This window comes from Burkholderia sp. IO2 (assembly GCF_029522185.1).
GTDB classification, from domain to species: domain Bacteria; phylum Pseudomonadota; class Gammaproteobacteria; order Burkholderiales; family Burkholderiaceae; genus Burkholderia; species Burkholderia cenocepacia.
In genome coordinates, this window is record NZ_JAKWFH010000041.1 from 59,546 (window position 1) to 74,238 (window position 14,693).

Annotated in this window: 17 protein-coding genes and 1 pseudogene; 6 read left to right on the top strand and 12 right to left on the bottom strand. The window is 66.8% G+C overall.

The window, feature by feature from the left end:
* Positions 1-149 precede the first annotated feature (149 nt).
* Together MMB92_RS24355 and fetB are read left to right on the top strand one after the other, a co-directional pair.
* Positions 150-851: an ATP-binding cassette domain-containing protein gene (locus MMB92_RS24355; protein ID WP_275523733.1), complete on the top strand. Its 702-nt coding sequence runs from the start codon at positions 150-152 to the stop codon at positions 849-851.
* A complete protein-coding gene (fetB, locus tag MMB92_RS24360; RefSeq protein WP_006485250.1) occupies positions 848-1,651 on the top strand; it encodes an iron export ABC transporter permease subunit FetB in 804 nt (267 codons plus the stop codon). The genes MMB92_RS24355 and fetB overlap by 4 nt, the downstream gene beginning before the upstream one ends.
* Before the next feature lie 36 nt (positions 1,652-1,687).
* On the opposite strand, the gene MMB92_RS24365 is transcribed toward fetB, so the two are convergent.
* From MMB92_RS24365 to MMB92_RS24375, 3 genes are all read right to left on the bottom strand, one after another.
* Positions 1,688-2,161, bottom strand: a complete 474-nt coding sequence (locus MMB92_RS24365) for a PliI family lysozyme inhibitor of I-type lysozyme (RefSeq protein WP_034201720.1) — start codon at positions 2,159-2,161, stop codon at positions 1,688-1,690.
* 218 nt (positions 2,162-2,379) lie between these two features.
* The gene (locus MMB92_RS24370) at positions 2,380-2,931 is read right to left on the bottom strand and encodes a DUF6013 family protein (protein WP_034178470.1); all 552 of its coding nucleotides are present in this window, start codon (positions 2,929-2,931) and stop codon (positions 2,380-2,382) included.
* A gap of 158 nt (positions 2,932-3,089) precedes the next feature.
* Positions 3,090-4,106: a zinc-binding alcohol dehydrogenase family protein gene (locus MMB92_RS24375; RefSeq protein ID WP_034201719.1), complete on the bottom strand. Its 1,017-nt coding sequence runs from the start codon at positions 4,104-4,106 to the stop codon at positions 3,090-3,092.
* 124 nt (positions 4,107-4,230) lie between these two features.
* On the opposite strand from MMB92_RS24375, the gene MMB92_RS24380 reads away from it, so the two are divergent.
* Entirely contained in the window at positions 4,231-5,169 is a 939-nt protein-coding gene (locus tag MMB92_RS24380) for a LysR family transcriptional regulator (protein ID WP_006485262.1), read from the top strand.
* Positions 5,170-5,335: 166 nt separating this feature from the next.
* A complete protein-coding gene (gene serB, locus MMB92_RS24385; protein WP_012492650.1) occupies positions 5,336-6,181 on the top strand; it encodes a phosphoserine phosphatase SerB in 846 nt (281 codons plus the stop codon).
* Positions 6,182-6,268: 87 nt separating this feature from the next.
* Here serB and MMB92_RS24390 read toward each other — a convergent pair whose 3' ends face one another.
* From MMB92_RS24390 to rimO, 4 genes are all read right to left on the bottom strand, one after another.
* On the bottom strand, positions 6,269-7,450 hold the full coding sequence (locus MMB92_RS24390; protein WP_006497182.1) for a cystathionine beta-lyase: 1,182 nt from the start codon (positions 7,448-7,450) through the stop codon (positions 6,269-6,271).
* A 113-nt stretch (positions 7,451-7,563) separates the two neighbouring features.
* The gene (locus MMB92_RS24395; protein ID WP_006485258.1) at positions 7,564-8,103 is read right to left on the bottom strand and encodes a hypothetical protein; all 540 of its coding nucleotides are present in this window, start codon (positions 8,101-8,103) and stop codon (positions 7,564-7,566) included.
* Between the two features lie 118 nt (positions 8,104-8,221).
* On the bottom strand, positions 8,222-9,148 hold the full coding sequence (locus MMB92_RS24400; protein ID WP_006485268.1) for a sugar kinase: 927 nt from the start codon (positions 9,146-9,148) through the stop codon (positions 8,222-8,224).
* A gap of 3 nt (positions 9,149-9,151) precedes the next feature.
* Positions 9,152-10,513 carry a 30S ribosomal protein S12 methylthiotransferase RimO gene (gene rimO / locus MMB92_RS24405; RefSeq protein ID WP_006497181.1) on the bottom strand — a complete coding sequence of 454 codons (1,362 nt, stop codon included), beginning with the start codon at positions 10,511-10,513 and terminating at the stop codon, positions 9,152-9,154.
* A 564-nt stretch (positions 10,514-11,077) separates the two neighbouring features.
* Here rimO and MMB92_RS24410 point away from each other — a divergent pair.
* Entirely contained in the window at positions 11,078-11,338 is a 261-nt protein-coding gene (locus tag MMB92_RS24410; protein WP_048986472.1) for a transporter suffix domain-containing protein, read from the top strand.
* 144 nt (positions 11,339-11,482) lie between these two features.
* Positions 11,483-11,737: a hypothetical protein gene (locus MMB92_RS24415; protein WP_012328614.1), complete on the top strand. Its 255-nt coding sequence runs from the start codon at positions 11,483-11,485 to the stop codon at positions 11,735-11,737.
* An 84-nt stretch (positions 11,738-11,821) separates the two neighbouring features.
* Here MMB92_RS24415 and MMB92_RS24420 read toward each other — a convergent pair whose 3' ends face one another.
* The 5 genes and pseudogenes from MMB92_RS24420 to MMB92_RS24440 form a co-directional block, all read right to left on the bottom strand.
* Positions 11,822-12,430, bottom strand: a complete 609-nt coding sequence (locus MMB92_RS24420) for a dihydrofolate reductase family protein (RefSeq protein ID WP_277563000.1) — start codon at positions 12,428-12,430, stop codon at positions 11,822-11,824.
* Between the two features lie 40 nt (positions 12,431-12,470).
* Positions 12,471-12,605, bottom strand: coding sequence for a hypothetical protein (locus MMB92_RS24425; RefSeq protein ID WP_034201652.1), 135 nt, complete (start codon positions 12,603-12,605; stop codon positions 12,471-12,473).
* Positions 12,606-13,011: 406 nt separating this feature from the next.
* Complete coding sequence (phaR, locus tag MMB92_RS24430) at positions 13,012-13,578, bottom strand: polyhydroxyalkanoate synthesis repressor PhaR (protein ID WP_006485265.1); 567 nt, start codon at positions 13,576-13,578, stop codon at positions 13,012-13,014.
* 119 nt (positions 13,579-13,697) lie between these two features.
* On the bottom strand, positions 13,698-14,438 hold the full coding sequence (locus MMB92_RS24435) for a 3-ketoacyl-ACP reductase (protein ID WP_006491801.1): 741 nt from the start codon (positions 14,436-14,438) through the stop codon (positions 13,698-13,700).
* A 121-nt stretch (positions 14,439-14,559) separates the two neighbouring features.
* Positions 14,560-14,693 (bottom strand): annotated as a pseudogene (locus tag MMB92_RS24440) (acetyl-CoA C-acetyltransferase); the annotation flags it as partial.

Here is a 14,693-nt window from a genome sequence, read left to right on the forward strand (position 1 = left end):
GGTTCCGTTGTTGTTCTGAAGCGTTGCCGCACGATGCCGGGCCGCTTGCGTGGACGAACGGCGCACGACAACTGCGGCTTTTCAATCGGTATTATGACGCACGACGTGGCGGCCTTTCGGCGCCATTAACGCTTTTTTTCATTTGTGACATGACCTTCCCCACCGGCCTCATCGATGCGCGGCACATCACGCGGCGCGACGCCAGCAGCGGCAAGACCTTGCTGGCCCCGACCGATTTCAGTCTCGCCGCGGGATCGCGAATTGCTATCACGGGACCGTCCGGGTCGGGCAAGAGCGTGCTGCTGCGCGCGCTCGCGCTGCTCGATCCGCTCGATGGCGGCCAGCTCCTGTGGCGTGGCCGCCGGATCCGGCGCGGTGCGATTCCGCGCTACCGGCGCAGCGTCGCCTATGTCCGCCAGCGCCCCGCGCAGATGGACGGCACCGTCGAGTCGCAATTGCGCTATCCGTATTCGCTCGCGATCTATCGCGACATCGCGTTCGATCGCGCGCGCGCCGAAGCGCTCGCCGCGCAGGCCGGTCGCGGCGCCGACTTTCTCGACAAACGCGCGAGCGACCTGTCCGGCGGCGAAGCGCAGATTACCGCGCTGCTGCGCGTGCTGCAGCTCGATCCCGACGTGCTGCTGCTCGACGAGCCGACCTCCGCGCTCGACCCCGAGTCGGCACGCGCGATCGAAGCGCTCGTCGGCGCGTGGTTCGACGCGGCGCCCGATGCACGGGCCTACATGTGGATCTCGCACGATCCCGCGCAGGCCGCGCGGATCGGCACGATGCAGCTCGTGATGCAGGCCGGCGTGCTGCACGCGGCCAACCCGACGGAGGCTGCGCAATGAGCCCGGCACTGCAGGACCTGAGCCTCGTCGACGTCGGCATCGCGGCCGCGCTCGTCGCGGTCAACGGCGCGATCTCGGCGGCGCTGTCGCTCGGCCTCGGCCGCAAGCTCGCGCTCGCGGCCGTGCGCACCGTCGTGCAGTTGCTCGCGATCGGCTACGTGCTCGGCTGGGTGTTCGGCCATCCGCACTGGTACGTCGTGCTGCCGCTCACCGCGCTGATGACGCTGATCGCCGGTTTCGCCGGTGCGGGGCGCGGCAAGCGCACGTACCGCGGCCAGCGCCTCGACAGCATCGCATCGATCTGGTTCAGCAGCTGGTTCGTCGCGGCGGTCGGGCTGTTCGTCGTGATCCGCATCCATCCGTGGTTCGCGCCGCAATACGCGATCCCGATCCTCGGGATGATCCTCGGCAATACGCTGACGGGCGTATCGCTCGGCGTCGAGCGAATGATGGAAGAGCTCACCGCGCGCCGCGATCGCGTCGAAACCGCGCTCGCGCTCGGTGCGACGCGCTGGGAAGCCGCGCAGGACGCCGCGCGCCAGGCCGTGCGCGCGGGCATGCTGCCGACGCTGAACCAGATGGCGGTGGTCGGCGTCGTGAGCCTGCCGGGGATGATGACCGGCCAGGTGCTGGCCGGCCAGTCGCCGCTGCAGGCCGTGCGCTACCAGATCGTGATCATGTTCCTGATCGCCGCGGCGTCCGCGCTCGGCACGGTCGGCGCGGTGCTGATGACCTATCGCCGGCTGTTCTCGGCCGATCACCGCTTTCTCGCATCGCGACTCGAAGAGCGCACGCATTGACGCGTCGCTGCAGCGCGCGAGGCGCGGCCAGCGCGGTCAATGCGCGCTGCGTCGCTTGCCGATCGCCTGCCGGAGTGCGGCCGAGATATCCGCATCGGGCGCGAGCCCGTCGACCGAAGCGATCAGTCGCACCGCGCGCGACGTCGTCACATACGCCTGCGCGCCGACATAGCCGCCGCTGCCGGCCGAGCGCGTGGTCACGACGAGCGCCTGCGGCGCGCGGGCGCCGAGGTCGGCCGTGTACGCATCGACGATCGTGCCGTCGCGCGCATGCAGCGTGCCCGTCACGTAATCGTCGGTATCGAAGCCCGGGGCGGCATGCGCGGTCGAATACACGCGCACCGCGTAGCTGCCGGTCGAGCACGGTTCGAGTGCGCCGCTCGATATCACCGCCACCTGCTGCCGCGACGGCAGCTCGACCTTCTTCACGAAACCGCATTCGTCGGCCGCGTGAGCGTGCGCGACAACGAACGCAATGGCAGACAGCAGCGCGTGCATTCGAAGTTTCATCGGGAAATAGTGACCGGAAGGAGAGGATGCGGGCGAGCATAACGTGACATCCACATGACGTCACGCCTCGCCATTGCACGATCGCGGCACCGTTCCGCGAAGCAGGCGGCCAAACGCATGGCGACGACGGCACGACCCGCTCGCGTGCGGCCCTGCTCGCTCCGCCATCGAACCGGTTGCGCGCGCACCGACAGAAATGCCGGCCCGCGCGTGCCCGCTCAATGCTTGATCGACACCGTCACCTTGGTACCGTCGCTCATCGTCACGGACTTCGACCCGCCGTTGGTCGAGATCGACACCCACTTCACCTGGCTCACCGACACGACGTCGGGGCACTGCAGCGACTTGCCGCCGGCCGTCACGCTGCGCGTGCCCTTCGGCGCGGCCGCCTGGAAGCTCAACTGCACGTTGGCGACGCCCTTCGCATCGACCGACGGCGCGAGCCGCACCTGGGTCTGCCGCACCATCGCGCCGTTCGCGTCGCGCGGCAGGTTGTCGGCGTTCGGGCAGCCGTCCGGCATCGCGACCGCGCCGCTCGGCGGCACCGACTTCCAGTTGAAGTCGTCCGTCTCGCCCGAACGGATCTTGCGGGTCTCCTGCGTATTGCCGAAGGTCTTCGAGTCGACCTTGACGGTGTATTCGAGCTGTCCCGTACCGCCGCCCTTCAGGCTGCCCTTGACCGGCGGCGCCGCGAATACGCTCGCGCTGACGCACGCCGCCGCGAACACGACCGACCACGATGCGGCGACTGACAAGCTGCGTTGGCTCATGCTGACCTCCTTGTAATGCGGCGGCACGCGCGTGCCGCGCGGTTTTCGATGCATGATGCGTTGCCAGTCTACCGCCAAGCGCGTTGCAATGCGCCGCAAACGCATCGGGTGTTACCCCGCTTGCGTTCGCGGCGCCGCAACCTTACGCGCGCTGCCGCTCAGAAGCCGCTCAGCACGAGCTTGCCGATCGCGCGTCCGGCCTCGAGCATCCGGTGCGCGCGCCGCACGTTCTCGGCATTGATCGTGCCGAGCTGTTCGCCGAGCGTCGTACGCAGCGTGCCGCCATCGACGAGCCGCGCGACTTCGCCGAGGATCCGGTGCTGCTCGATCATGTCCGGCGTCTCGAACATCGCCCGCGTGAACATGAATTCCCAGTGAAACGCGGCGCTCTTCGCCTTCAGCAATTCGACCGGCACGGGCTTCCCGTTCTCGACGATCGTGCAGATGCCGCCCTGCGGCCGAATGACTTCCGCCGCGGCCGGGAAATGATGGTCGGTATCGTTGAAGATCAGCACGTAGTCGACGCTCGGATGGCCGGCCTCGCGCAACTGCGCCGGCAGGTCGCCGAAATGGTCGACCACCGCATCCGCACCGAGCGAGCGCACCCAGTCGGCCGACGCCGGCCGCGACGCGGTCGCGATCACGTGCAGCTTGCCGAGCGTCTTCGCGAGCTGGATCGCGATCGAGCCCACGCCGCCCGCGCCGCCGATGATCAGCACCGACTTGCCGGCGTCCGCGCCCTGCGGCGACACGCGCAACCGGTCGAACAGCGCTTCCCACGCGGTGAGCGCGGTGAGCGGCAGCGCGGCCGCCGCCGCGAAATCGAGCGTGCGCGGCTTCAGCGCGGCGATCCGTTCGTCGACCGCGTGGAATTCGCTGTTCGCGCCGGGCCGCGTGATGCTGCCCGCGTAGAACACTTCGTCGCCGGGCCGGAACAGCGTGACGTCGGCGCCGACCGCGACGACCGTGCCGGCCGCGTCCCAGCCGAGCACGCGCGGCGTCTCCTCGACCTGCGGCTTCGGCGCCCGCACCTTGGTGTCGACCGGGTTCACGGAAATCGCCTCGACCTTCACGAGCAGATCGCGCGGGCCCGGCACGGGTTGTGGCAGTTCGACGTCGAGCAACGCTTGCGGGTCGTCGATCGGCAGATAACGGGTGAGTCCAACGGCTTTCATCTCGATACTCCTTTCAGGGAATCCGGCAGGCTGCGGCGCAACCTCCATGCGTGCCATCGTAGGCAACCCGATCCTTCGAGAAAACCGCTATATTTCCTGAAACATTTTCAGGAATTTCAGAATAATGACGTCCGATCCGATTCCAGCGCCCGACAAGCCGCTCGACCTGCTCGACGTTGCGCTGTTCGTCCGCGCGGCGCTGCTGTCGAACGTCAGCGCGGCCGGGCGCGAATTCGGCGTGTCGGCCGCCGTTGCCAGCGCACGCATCGCGCAGCTCGAACGCCAGCTCGGCGCCCGGCTGCTGCACCGCACCACGCGCCGCATCAGCCTCACGCAGGACGGCGAAGTCTTCATGGCGCGCGCCGACGCGCTGCTGGCGGCCGCCGACGCCGCACGCGCGTCGGTGGGCCGCGGCCGCAGCGAGCCGTACGGGCGCTTGAAGGTGTCGATGTCGTCGTCGTTCGGCCGCCAGCACGTCGCGCCGGTGATTCCGGCGTTCCTGCGCCGCTACCCGTCCGTGTCGCTCGATCTGCGGCTGTCCGACGAGATCGTCGACCTGGTCGACGACGGCTACGACGTCGCGATCCGCCTCGGCGCGCTGAAGGATTCGACGCTCGTCGCGCGCAAGCTCGCCACGAACCGCCGCGTGCTGTGCTGCTCGCCCGCCTATCTCGCCGAACGCGGCACGCCGCGCCATCCGGCCGACCTGACGCAGCACGAGTGCGTGATCCTCGGCGACCAGCGCGACTGGTCGTTCGCGACGCCGCAGGGGCCGCTCACGGTGCGGGTCGGCGGCCGGCTGGTGGCGAGCAACGGCGAGGCGATCCGTGAAGCGCTCGTCGACGGCTTCGGGATCGCGATCAAGTCGACCTGGGACGTCGGCCCGCTGCTCGCGAGCGGCGCGCTCGTCAGCGTGCTCGACGACTATCCGTTCGCGGAAGACGTCGCGATCTGGGCCGTCTATCCGAGCCGCGCGCACGTGCCGCTGAAAACGCTCGCGTTCATCGCGTTCCTGGCCGAGCATTTCGGCGATCCGCCGTACTGGGATCGCGCGAACGGGTGACCCCGCTGCCGCGCACGGTTTCGTGCCGGCCCCGGCCGCCATGCGCGGCCAACCGGCTACAATGGCGCGTTCGCGACGCAATGGCCCGCCGCCGCACCGGGCCCGCGCTCGCAGGCGGCCGCCCGTGGGCCGCGCACGTCATTCATTCGTCTCCCAACCACTCGTCATGACCCACAATCTCGTCATCCAGAGTCTTGCGCCGCTGTCGGACGCCCATCACAAACCGCTGCTCGCGCTGTCGCGCGGCACCCGCATCGTGCAGACCGACGATCACGCGCTGCGCATCGAAAACGCGAGCCCGGCGCAGCGCCTCGACATCGACGCGTACTGCGGCACGCATGCGCTCGACTTCGGCTTCGTCGAGGCCGGCCGCACGCTCGGCGATTTCGGGCTCGCCGTGATGGACATGGATTCGACGCTGATCACGATCGAATGCATCGACGAAATCGCCGATTTCTGCGGGCTGAAAACGCAGGTCGCGGAGATCACCGAAGCGTCGATGCGCGGCGAGATCCGCGACTTCAACGAAAGCCTCACGCGCCGCGTCGCGCTGCTGGCCGGGCTCGACGCGCACGCGCTCGAGCGCGTGTACGAAGAACGGCTGCAACTGTCACCGGGCGCCGAGACGATGCTGGCCGGCGTGAAGGCCGCCGGCATGAAGACGCTGCTCGTGTCGGGCGGCTTCACGTTCTTCACCGAGCGGCTGAAGGCCCGCCTCGGTCTCGACTACGCACATGCGAACACGCTCGAGATCGTCGACGGCAAGCTCACCGGCAAGGTGCTCGGCGAGATCGTCAACGCCGACGTGAAAGCCCGCCTGCTGCGCGAGACGTGCGCGTCGCTCGGCCTCGAACCGCACCGCGCGATCGCGATGGGCGACGGCTCGAACGACCTGAAGATGATGGCCGAAGCCGGGCTGTCGGTCGCGTTCCACGCGAAGCCCGTCGTGCGCGATGCAGCGACGGTCGCGTTCGACCATGTCGGCCTCGACGGGCTGCTGCGACTGTTCTGATTTCGCGGCACCGTCAATGAAAAACGCCGGCGCGACAGAGCATCGCGCCGGCGTTTCGTTTTTGTGCCGGACGTGGCCGCCCTACGATCAACCCAGTGCGGCCTGCATCGCACGCTCGATGTCCGCGCGCAGATCGCCTTCGTCTTCCAGACCGACGTAGAAACGCACCAGCGTGCCGCGATGCGGCCAGTCCGGACGCATCGACGCGACGTCGTAAGGCATCGCGAGGCTGCACGCGCCGCCCCAGCTCCAGCCGATCGCGAACAGCTCGAGCGACTCGACGAAACGGTCGACCTGCTCCGCGCTGTAGCGTTCGTCGAACACCACCGAGAACAGCCCGCCCGCGCCCGTGAAATCGCGCATGAACGACGCGTGCCCCGGGCAGTCGGCGATCTGCGGATGCAGCACCGTCGCAATCTCCGGCCGCGCCTTCAGCCATTGCGCGAGCGCGAGCGCGCTCTTGCTGTGCGCGTCGAAGCGCACCTGCATGCTCGGCAGGCTGCGCAGCACGAGCGAGCAATCGTCGACCGACACGCCGATCCCGCAGCGCATCCGTGCGAGCTTCAGCTTCGCATGCAGCTCCGCGTTCGCGGTGATCGTCGCCCCCATCAGCACGTCGCTGCCGCCCGACTGGTACTTGGTCAGCGCCTGCACCGAAATGTCCACGCCGTGCTCGAACGGCTTGAACGCGAGGCCCGCCGAAAAGGTGTTGTCGATCGCGGTGACGATGCCGCGCGCCTGGGCGGCCGCCGTGATCGCCTGCACGTCGGGCACTTCCATCGTCACCGAGCCGGGCGCCTCGATCCAGATCAGCCGCGTGTTCGGCTGGATCAGCTCGGCAATGCCGGCGCCGATCAGCGGATCGTAGAAGCGCGCGGTGATGCCGAAGTCCTTCGCGAGCCAGTTGCCGAAATCGGCGTTCGGGCCGTACACGTTATGCGGAATCAGCACGTCGTCGCCCGCTTTCACGATCCCGAAGTAGACGTTCATGATCGCCGCGAGGCCCGATGGCTGCAGCAGCGCGTGCGTGCCGCCCTCGATCTCGGCGAGCCGCTGCGCGAGCGCGAGCGACGTCGGCGTCGCGTGCAGCCCGTAGCGCCACTGGTTGTCGTTGTGCCAGACCAGCGCGCGCATCGTCGCGAGATCGGGGAACACGACCGTCGACGCGCGCGCAACCGGCGGCACGAACGAACGGAAGCCTTCCGGAATGACGTCGTCGGGTTGAACGATGCGGGTTTGCAGCGCGCGCTTGGGAGTGGATGCAGTCATGACGGGGAGCCGGGCACGAGGCCGTTCGGTTGCGGAATATGTCGTTAGAGTAGCCAAAATCGGCGCGCTTGGCCCGGTACAATGCGCGCCGCGCACACCGAGCCAGCGCGTGCTCAGTCGTCGGTACGCAGGTTGACGACGCCGCCTACCGTCTCGATTTCGTGCACGCGACCGTCGCGCACCTGCAGCGCCGCGCGCTTGCCCGGCGCCAGGCGCAGCACGACCGGCTGCGGGTCCGATTCGTCCGAGTTCATCCGGTCGGCCTTCAGGTCGCCCGTCGCGTCGAAGCGGCCGATCCACACGCCGGTGATGTTGGTGCCGTCGTTCGATTCCTCGATCTCCAGCGTATCGCCGTCGCGGTCGCCCGCGAGCAGCACGACCTCGCCCGTGTCGGCGAACTGATATTCGCCGTGCACGCCTTCCTCGTCCGTCTTCGGGCCGAGATGCACGACGATCGGCCGGTCGCCGAGCGTGCCTTCATAGCGCGGCAGGCGGGCGAACTCGGGATTCGGTTTCAGCGGCCGCGCCGGCGCCGGTTCATCCTGCTGCACGCCCGGCGCGACTGCCTGCGCGGCGACGCTCCCCGGCATCGCGATACCTGCGACCAGCGCGCCGGCGACGAGCGCCCGTTGCCATTCCGAATATCGACCCACGTTGTGTTGCTCCTTGCTTCAGATTCGCCCGACATCGCGGACGGCACCGGGTCGAGACCCGGTTCCTGCGTGACCGCGCAAGCCTGCGCGGCGAATGCGCCGGCCTGCGCGTGTCGCGTCAGCCCTGCATCAGGCGTTCCACCGCATCGCGACGCGGAATCGGCGCGACCGCGCCGTAACCGGTCGTCGACAGCGCCGCCGCCGCGTTCGCATAACGCGCGGCCGCGAACGGATCGTCGCCCGCGACGATCCGCGCGACGAATGCGCCGCCGAAGCAGTCGCCCGCACCGGTCGCGTCGACGGCCTCGACCGCGAAGCCCGGCACGACGCGCCGCTCGTTCGGCGTCGCGACATACGCGCCTTCCTTGCCGAGTTTCAGCGCGACGACCTGCGGCCCGTGTTCGAGCATCGCGTCGACGATCGCGTCGCGATCGTTCGCGCCCGTGAGCGCCGTGACGTCGTCCCAGCTCGGCAGGCAGATGTCGGTCTGGCGCAGCGCCTCGCGCATCACCGCGCGAGCGCGCGGCAGCGGCCACAGCTTCAGGCGCAGGTTCGTGTCGAAGCTGACCTTCGCGCCGTGGCGACGCGCATGGTCGATCGCCGCGAACGCCGCATCGCACGCGGCCGTGCTGATCGCAAGACTGATCCCCGACAGGTGCACGGCCTTCGCGGCCGCCAGCGCGTCGAGCGGCAAGTCGCCTGTCGCATAGCGGCTCGCAGCCGACCCCGCGCGCAGATAGTCGAACTGATGGCCGTCGGCGCCGTGCGTGACGAAATACACGCCGGTCGGCGCCGCGCGGTCGATTCGCACGTACGTCGTGTCGACCTGCTCCGACGCCCACATGTCGGCGAGCAGGCGGCCGAACGGATCGTCGCCGATCGCCGACACGAAGCCCGTCGATGCGCCCTGGCGCGCCGCCGCGATGCAAAAGTTCGACGTGTCGCCGCCGAAGCCCTGCAGGAATTCAGGGCGTCCCGGCTGCGACTGGTTGAATTCGATCATCGCCTCGCCGAGCGCGAGGATCTCCGGAAATACCGCGGCCATCGCTTACACCTCGCCCCACAGATCGTGGCCGTCGGCGCCCGTGATCTTCACGGACACGAAATCGCCGACCTTGTAGCGCTTCGATGCCTTCGCCGCCGGTTCGACGTAGACGACACCGTCGATCTCCGGCGCATCGGCTGCCGTACGGCCGATGCCGCCTTCCTCGCCGACTTCGTCGATCAGCACCTTGAGCGTCTTGCCGACCTTGCGCTGCATGCGGTTCGCCGACACTTCCTCGGCGACTTCCATGAAGCGTGCACGGCGTTCCTCGCGAACCTCGTCCGGCAGCGCGCCGTCCAGGTCGTTCGCGGTCGCGCCTTCGACCGGCGAATACGCGAAACAGCCGACGCGATCGAGTTCCGCTTCGCGGACGAAGTCGAGCAGCGTTTCGAACTGCTCTTCCGTCTCGCCGGGGAAACCCGCGATGAACGTGCTGCGGATCGTCAGGTCCGGGCAGATCTCGCGCCATTTCTGCACGCGCTCGAGCACCTTCTCCGCGTTCGCGGGACGCTTCATGCGCTTCAGCACTTCGGGGTGCGCGTGCTGGAACGGCACGTCGAGATACGGCAGTACGTGGCCCTTGAACGGACCTTCCGCCATCAGCGGAATCACTTCGTCGACGCTCGGATACGGATACACGTAGTGCAGACGCACCCACGCACCGTACTGCGCCGCGAGTTCGCCGAGCGCGGCGACCAGGTCGGTCATGCGCGTCTTGATCGGCTTGCCGTTCCAGAAGCCCGTGCGGTACTTCACGTCGACGCCGTACGCGCTCGTGTCCTGCGAGATCACGAGCAGTTCCTTCACGCCCGACTTGAACAGGTTCTCGGCTTCCAGCATCACTTCGGCGACCGGGCGCGACACGAGGTCGCCGCGCATCGACGGGATGATGCAGAACGTGCACCGGTGATTGCAGCCTTCGGAGATCTTCAGGTATGCGTAGTGACGCGGCGTGAGCTTGATGCCGGCCGCAGGGACGAGGTCGACGAACGGATCGTGCGGCTTCGGCAGGTGCGAATGCACGGCCTGCATCACTTCGCCCACCGCGTGCGGGCCGGTGACCGCGAGCACCTTCGGGTGGACTTCCTCGATCAGGTTCGAGCCGCTCGCGCTCGACTTCGCGCCGAGGCAGCCGGTGACGATCACCTTGCCGTTCTCGGTCAGCGCTTCGCCGATCGCGTCGAGGCTTTCCTGCACGGCTTCGTCGATGAAGCCGCAGGTGTTCACGACGACGAGGTCGGCGCCGTCGTAGGTGCCGGAGATTTCATAACCCTCGGCGCGCAGTTGCGTGATGATTTGTTCGGAATCGACGAGCGCTTTCGGGCAGCCGAGGGATACGAACCCTACTTTGGGGGATTGGGACATCTGGAGTGTGGGGGCGTGGCAGCAAAAGCGTGAGTTTACAGGGATTTAGGGGTGGCGAGGCAAAATGAGCGACCGGGAAGGATCGTCGCGTGCCGGATTGGCTGAAGCGCCACATCGGCGGTGCCGGGCGGTGCGATCGACACATGCGGGCGCCTTCTGCTCGGCAACGGGTATCGCCATGCGGTTTCGAAGCTGCGCTGCAGAAAAAACAGGGCCAAGGTGCGGTTTTTCATTGCGCCGCCCGAGAACGGTCCATACCGAGCCACACCCGATGTACGCCGGCAGCCCGCGACAACGGTATGCCGCCGCGCCGCCTTCCTGGCCAAGCTTGCCGCTCCCGTCCCGACTCCTGTGCGTCGGACGCGCATGTTTCCGCTCGTCCGGCGATCGAGATTGACGCCGCGCGGCATCGCGCCTCATAATGCGACGAACTACTCCGTTTATTAATTTTGGCGCAGCGAACCGAAGCATCTGCCAGCAGCGAGATGACCGCCCGGCGGGACTTCCGGTCGCGCAACGCCCGCGCAAACAAACCCTGCTCGATCCCCGTCAGAAGGACATGCGATGCCCCAATCGAAATCGAACATCAGAAAGAAAACCGGCCTGGCCCTACTGGGCGTCGTGCTGTTGTACTGGATCGCGGTGCCGATCCTTCCGTTTACGTCCATCCCGAACAAGGCGTTCGTGATCCCGGCGCTGGTCGTGATCGGCGAGATCGTGTTCGTGGCCGCCGTCGCGCTGCTGGGAAAGGAATACTGGGCCCAAATAAAAGGATGGGTGACTCGGCGCTTATGCAGGAAAAACGCGAGTGGCATCGGGAAGTAACGCTCTGTCGCCGGCGGCCGGCGGTCTGGGAAGACATGCCACGCGGTCGGTCAAGCCCATCGCACGAGAATCGGCATGGACTCGCGAAGCCGCTATGCGAAAATCGCGGCATCCGCTCTCTTCAATCGACCCAACGGGGCTCGCATGACTACCCACCTCACGATCGAATTCACCGAACACGCCGCAGAAGCCATCGGCGAACAGACCAGCACCAGCTTTTCCTACGATCAGGGCGCCCATGTCCCGCAACCGGGCGACTTCGTCGAACTCGAAAACTCCCGGCAGACGTTTCTGGTGATCGGCCGCGTGTTCTCGCTGAAGGCCAACTACAGCGCCGTCAAGCTCGTGCTCGACCTGCCGCCGTCGGACGACGATCAGGATTTCGGCCCGGCGCACTGAGTCACGACGAAACGCGTCACGCCAGTCAAAGCCAACGCGCATGCAACGCCGGCCGCGGCGCTGCATGCGTCACCGCCATACGCGTCAATCCTGCGTGACGGGCACATACATGGCCTGCATCAGCCCGCTCGGCAACTGCTTCGTATCGTCGAGCCGCAGCACCGTTTGCGGCAGGTCAGCACCGAACAGCGGAATCCCCGTGCCGAGCACGATCGGCACCCAGCTCAGCGTGATGCGATCAACGACGCCGGCCTTGAGGCCTTCTCGCACGGTCAAGCCGCCGTCCAGATAAACGTGACGATGGCCTTGCTTCGCCAGCCGCTCGAGCAGCGCCGCAAGCGTGCCGTCGAACGGTTCTTCGCCGTGGCGCGACGCCAGTTCGCGGCGCGTCATGACGACCATCCGCTTGCCGGCATACGGCCACGGGTCGAAGTTGATCACCGTGTCGTACGTATTGCGCCCCATCACGATCACGTCGATGTCGTTCATGAGCGCCGTGTAACCGGTGTCATCCGGCGAATCCGATGAAAACGGCTCCAGCCATGACAGATCGCCATTGTCGCCGGCGATGAATCCATCGAGACTGAGCGCGAGAAACACACTGACGCGAGGGCGCATACGAAGCATCCTTTCATGAATGCAAGGATGGCGAGTATAGCGGCGATCCGCGTACCCTGCCGCTGCTTGCGCCACATCGACAGAGCGGCGTCGCTCGGCTCGATCGCCGGCCGGATCACGCTTCCATGGTCGCCTTCGCCGCCAAGCGACCGAGCCACGGCGTCAGAATCACGCCGGGGTGCGCAACCACCGCATACACGCCTGCGACGCCGGGCAGAAAGCCATTGAGCGGCACGCCGTCGCTCGTCATCGGACGAAGCGCCGACCTCGCGGACAACGGCGCGAGTGTCGCCCGCCCCGCATCGGCGCGGCATCGTACCGCTCGCCGTGCGCGGGAACCGCTCGCGCGTTTCGCGCCTCGCCGTGCAGCGCCGCTTATGGTACGACAGGCGAGCACGAGCCCACACCATCAGGCGCGGCGCGTCCCGGCTTTCGTTCGTATGGACTGGATCTCGATCGACTGGACAACGGCGATGCCCGCGCAGACGAAGCACGGGCATTCGATGCCGACGATCCTGGACGACCGTCGGCGATTTTTTCCGCAGGCGGCAGCCGCGCATCGTCGTGCCCGAATGCACGACCGCGAGCGGCCGCCCTGCTTCGCGGCGCCGACGTCCGACGGCTCGCGCCGCCGCGGCCGGCCTGCCGCGAAACCGTTACTTCTTTTCGGGCTCCGATGCGCCCGGCTGCTTGAACGGGAACGTGCTGAACATCGACTTCGCCTGGTTCTGCATCTGTTCCTGCATCTGCACGAACATGTTCTTCGACTGCTCGATGTAGCTCGTCATCATCCCTTGCATCATCGGCGCCTGCATGTTCATGAACTGCGACCAGACTTCCGGATTCATCGCGTTACCTTCGTAGAGGTTCTTCGATTGATCCGCGAGCTTGTTCTGGATGTCGATGAATGCCTGGATGTTCTTTTCCAGGTACGTGCCCATCATGCCCTGCATCGCATGACCGTAGAAACGGATGATCTGCGACAGCATCGACGACGAGAACATCGGCACGCCACCGCTTTCCTCTTCGAGGATGATCTGCAGGAGAATGCTGCGCGTCAGGTCTTCGTTGGATTTCGCATCGACGACCTTGAAATCCTCCTGCTCGAGCACGAGCTGCTTCACGTCGGTCAGCGTAATGTACGTGCTTGTCTCGGTATCGTAGAGCCGGCGGTTCGGGTACTTCTTGATGAGCCGTTCGGCCGTCTTCTTTGTAGTAGTCATGTAACGCCTTTGAGTGCAGCGTAGCGCAAGTGACGAATCCCCGCCGCCCGAATCCGGGAGGCGGGGGCCTTCGGAAAACGCCCGGCTGCGCGGCCACCCGGCCCGCGCAGCCAGGACGCTCAGCCCATGTGCAGGCCGCCGTTCAGCGAGAAGTCGGCGCCCGTCGCGAAGCCGGAATCGTTCGACGCGAGCCACGCGACGATCGAGCCGATTTCCTCGGGGCCGCCGAGACGCCGCACCGGGATCGTCGCAACGATCTTCTCGAGCACGTCGGGGCGGATCGCCTTCACCATGTCGGTGCCGATGTAGCCCGGCGACACGGTGTTGACCGTCACGCCCTTCGTCGCGACTTCCTGCGCGAGCGACATCGTGAAGCCGTGAATGCCGGCCTTCGCGGTCGAGTAGTTCGTCTGGCCGAATTGCCCCTTCTGGCCGTTCACCGACGAAATGTTGATGATGCGGCCCCAGCCACGTTCGACCATCCCGTCGATCACCTGCTTCGTGACGTTGAACAGGCTCGTCAGGTTGGTGTCGATCACGGCGGTCCAGTCTTCATGCGTCATCTTGCGGAACACGACGTCGCGCGTGATGCCCGCGTTGTTGACCAGCACGTCGATCTCGCCGACTTCGGCCTTGACCTTGTCGAACGCTTCCTTGGTCGAGTCCCAGTCGCCGACGTTGCCTTCCGACGCGATGAAGTCGTACCCGAGCGCCTTCTGGTCCTCGAGCCATTTCACCCGGCGCGGCGAGTTCGGGCCACAACCTGCGACCACCTTGAAGCCGTCTTTCGACAGACGCTGGCAGATGCTGGTGCCGATGCCGCCCATCCCGCCCGTTACGTACGCAATTCGCTGAGACATAAATCTCACTCCATTTTTTGGTTTCGAGAGCTGCCTGAGGCCCCCTCTGACTTCACGTGACGCCGGCCGAAGCCGCAATCGGCCGGCGCACGGATTCGGTACGCCGGTGACGAACGGCCGGTTACGGACGCTCGACCGCGAGCGCGACGCCCATCCCGCCGCCGATGCACAGCGACGCCAGCCCGCGCTTCGCGTCGCGCTTGACCATCTCGTGCAGCAGCGTCACCAGGATCCGGCAGCCCGACGCACCGATCG

Coding starts and splice junctions, on each gene's coding strand:
- MMB92_RS24375 (WP_034201719.1), bottom strand. CDS start 4,106: ATGAAAGCCGTTGGACTCACCCGTTATCTGCCGATCGACGACCCGCAA.
- MMB92_RS24400 (WP_006485268.1), bottom strand. CDS start 9,148: ATGGCCGCGGTATTTCCGGAGATCCTCGCGCTCGGCGAGGCGATGATC.
- MMB92_RS24365 (WP_034201720.1), bottom strand. CDS start 2,161: ATGAAACTTCGAATGCACGCGCTGCTGTCTGCCATTGCGTTCGTTGTC.
- MMB92_RS24380 (WP_006485262.1), top strand. CDS start 4,231: ATGACGTCCGATCCGATTCCAGCGCCCGACAAGCCGCTCGACCTGCTC.
- serB (WP_012492650.1), top strand. CDS start 5,336: ATGACCCACAATCTCGTCATCCAGAGTCTTGCGCCGCTGTCGGACGCC.
- MMB92_RS24415 (WP_012328614.1), top strand. CDS start 11,483: ATGACTACCCACCTCACGATCGAATTCACCGAACACGCCGCAGAAGCC.
- MMB92_RS24435 (WP_006491801.1), bottom strand. CDS start 14,438: ATGTCTCAGCGAATTGCGTACGTAACGGGCGGGATGGGCGGCATCGGC.
- phaR (WP_006485265.1), bottom strand. CDS start 13,578: ATGACTACTACAAAGAAGACGGCCGAACGGCTCATCAAGAAGTACCCG.
- MMB92_RS24390 (WP_006497182.1), bottom strand. CDS start 7,450: ATGACTGCATCCACTCCCAAGCGCGCGCTGCAAACCCGCATCGTTCAA.
- MMB92_RS24355 (WP_275523733.1), top strand. CDS start 150: ATGACCTTCCCCACCGGCCTCATCGATGCGCGGCACATCACGCGGCGC.
- MMB92_RS24425 (WP_034201652.1), bottom strand. CDS start 12,605: ATGACGAGCGACGGCGTGCCGCTCAATGGCTTTCTGCCCGGCGTCGCA.
- fetB (WP_006485250.1), top strand. CDS start 848: ATGAGCCCGGCACTGCAGGACCTGAGCCTCGTCGACGTCGGCATCGCG.
- MMB92_RS24410 (WP_048986472.1), top strand. CDS start 11,078: ATGCCCCAATCGAAATCGAACATCAGAAAGAAAACCGGCCTGGCCCTA.
- MMB92_RS24370 (WP_034178470.1), bottom strand. CDS start 2,931: ATGAGCCAACGCAGCTTGTCAGTCGCCGCATCGTGGTCGGTCGTGTTC.
- rimO (WP_006497181.1), bottom strand. CDS start 10,513: ATGTCCCAATCCCCCAAAGTAGGGTTCGTATCCCTCGGCTGCCCGAAA.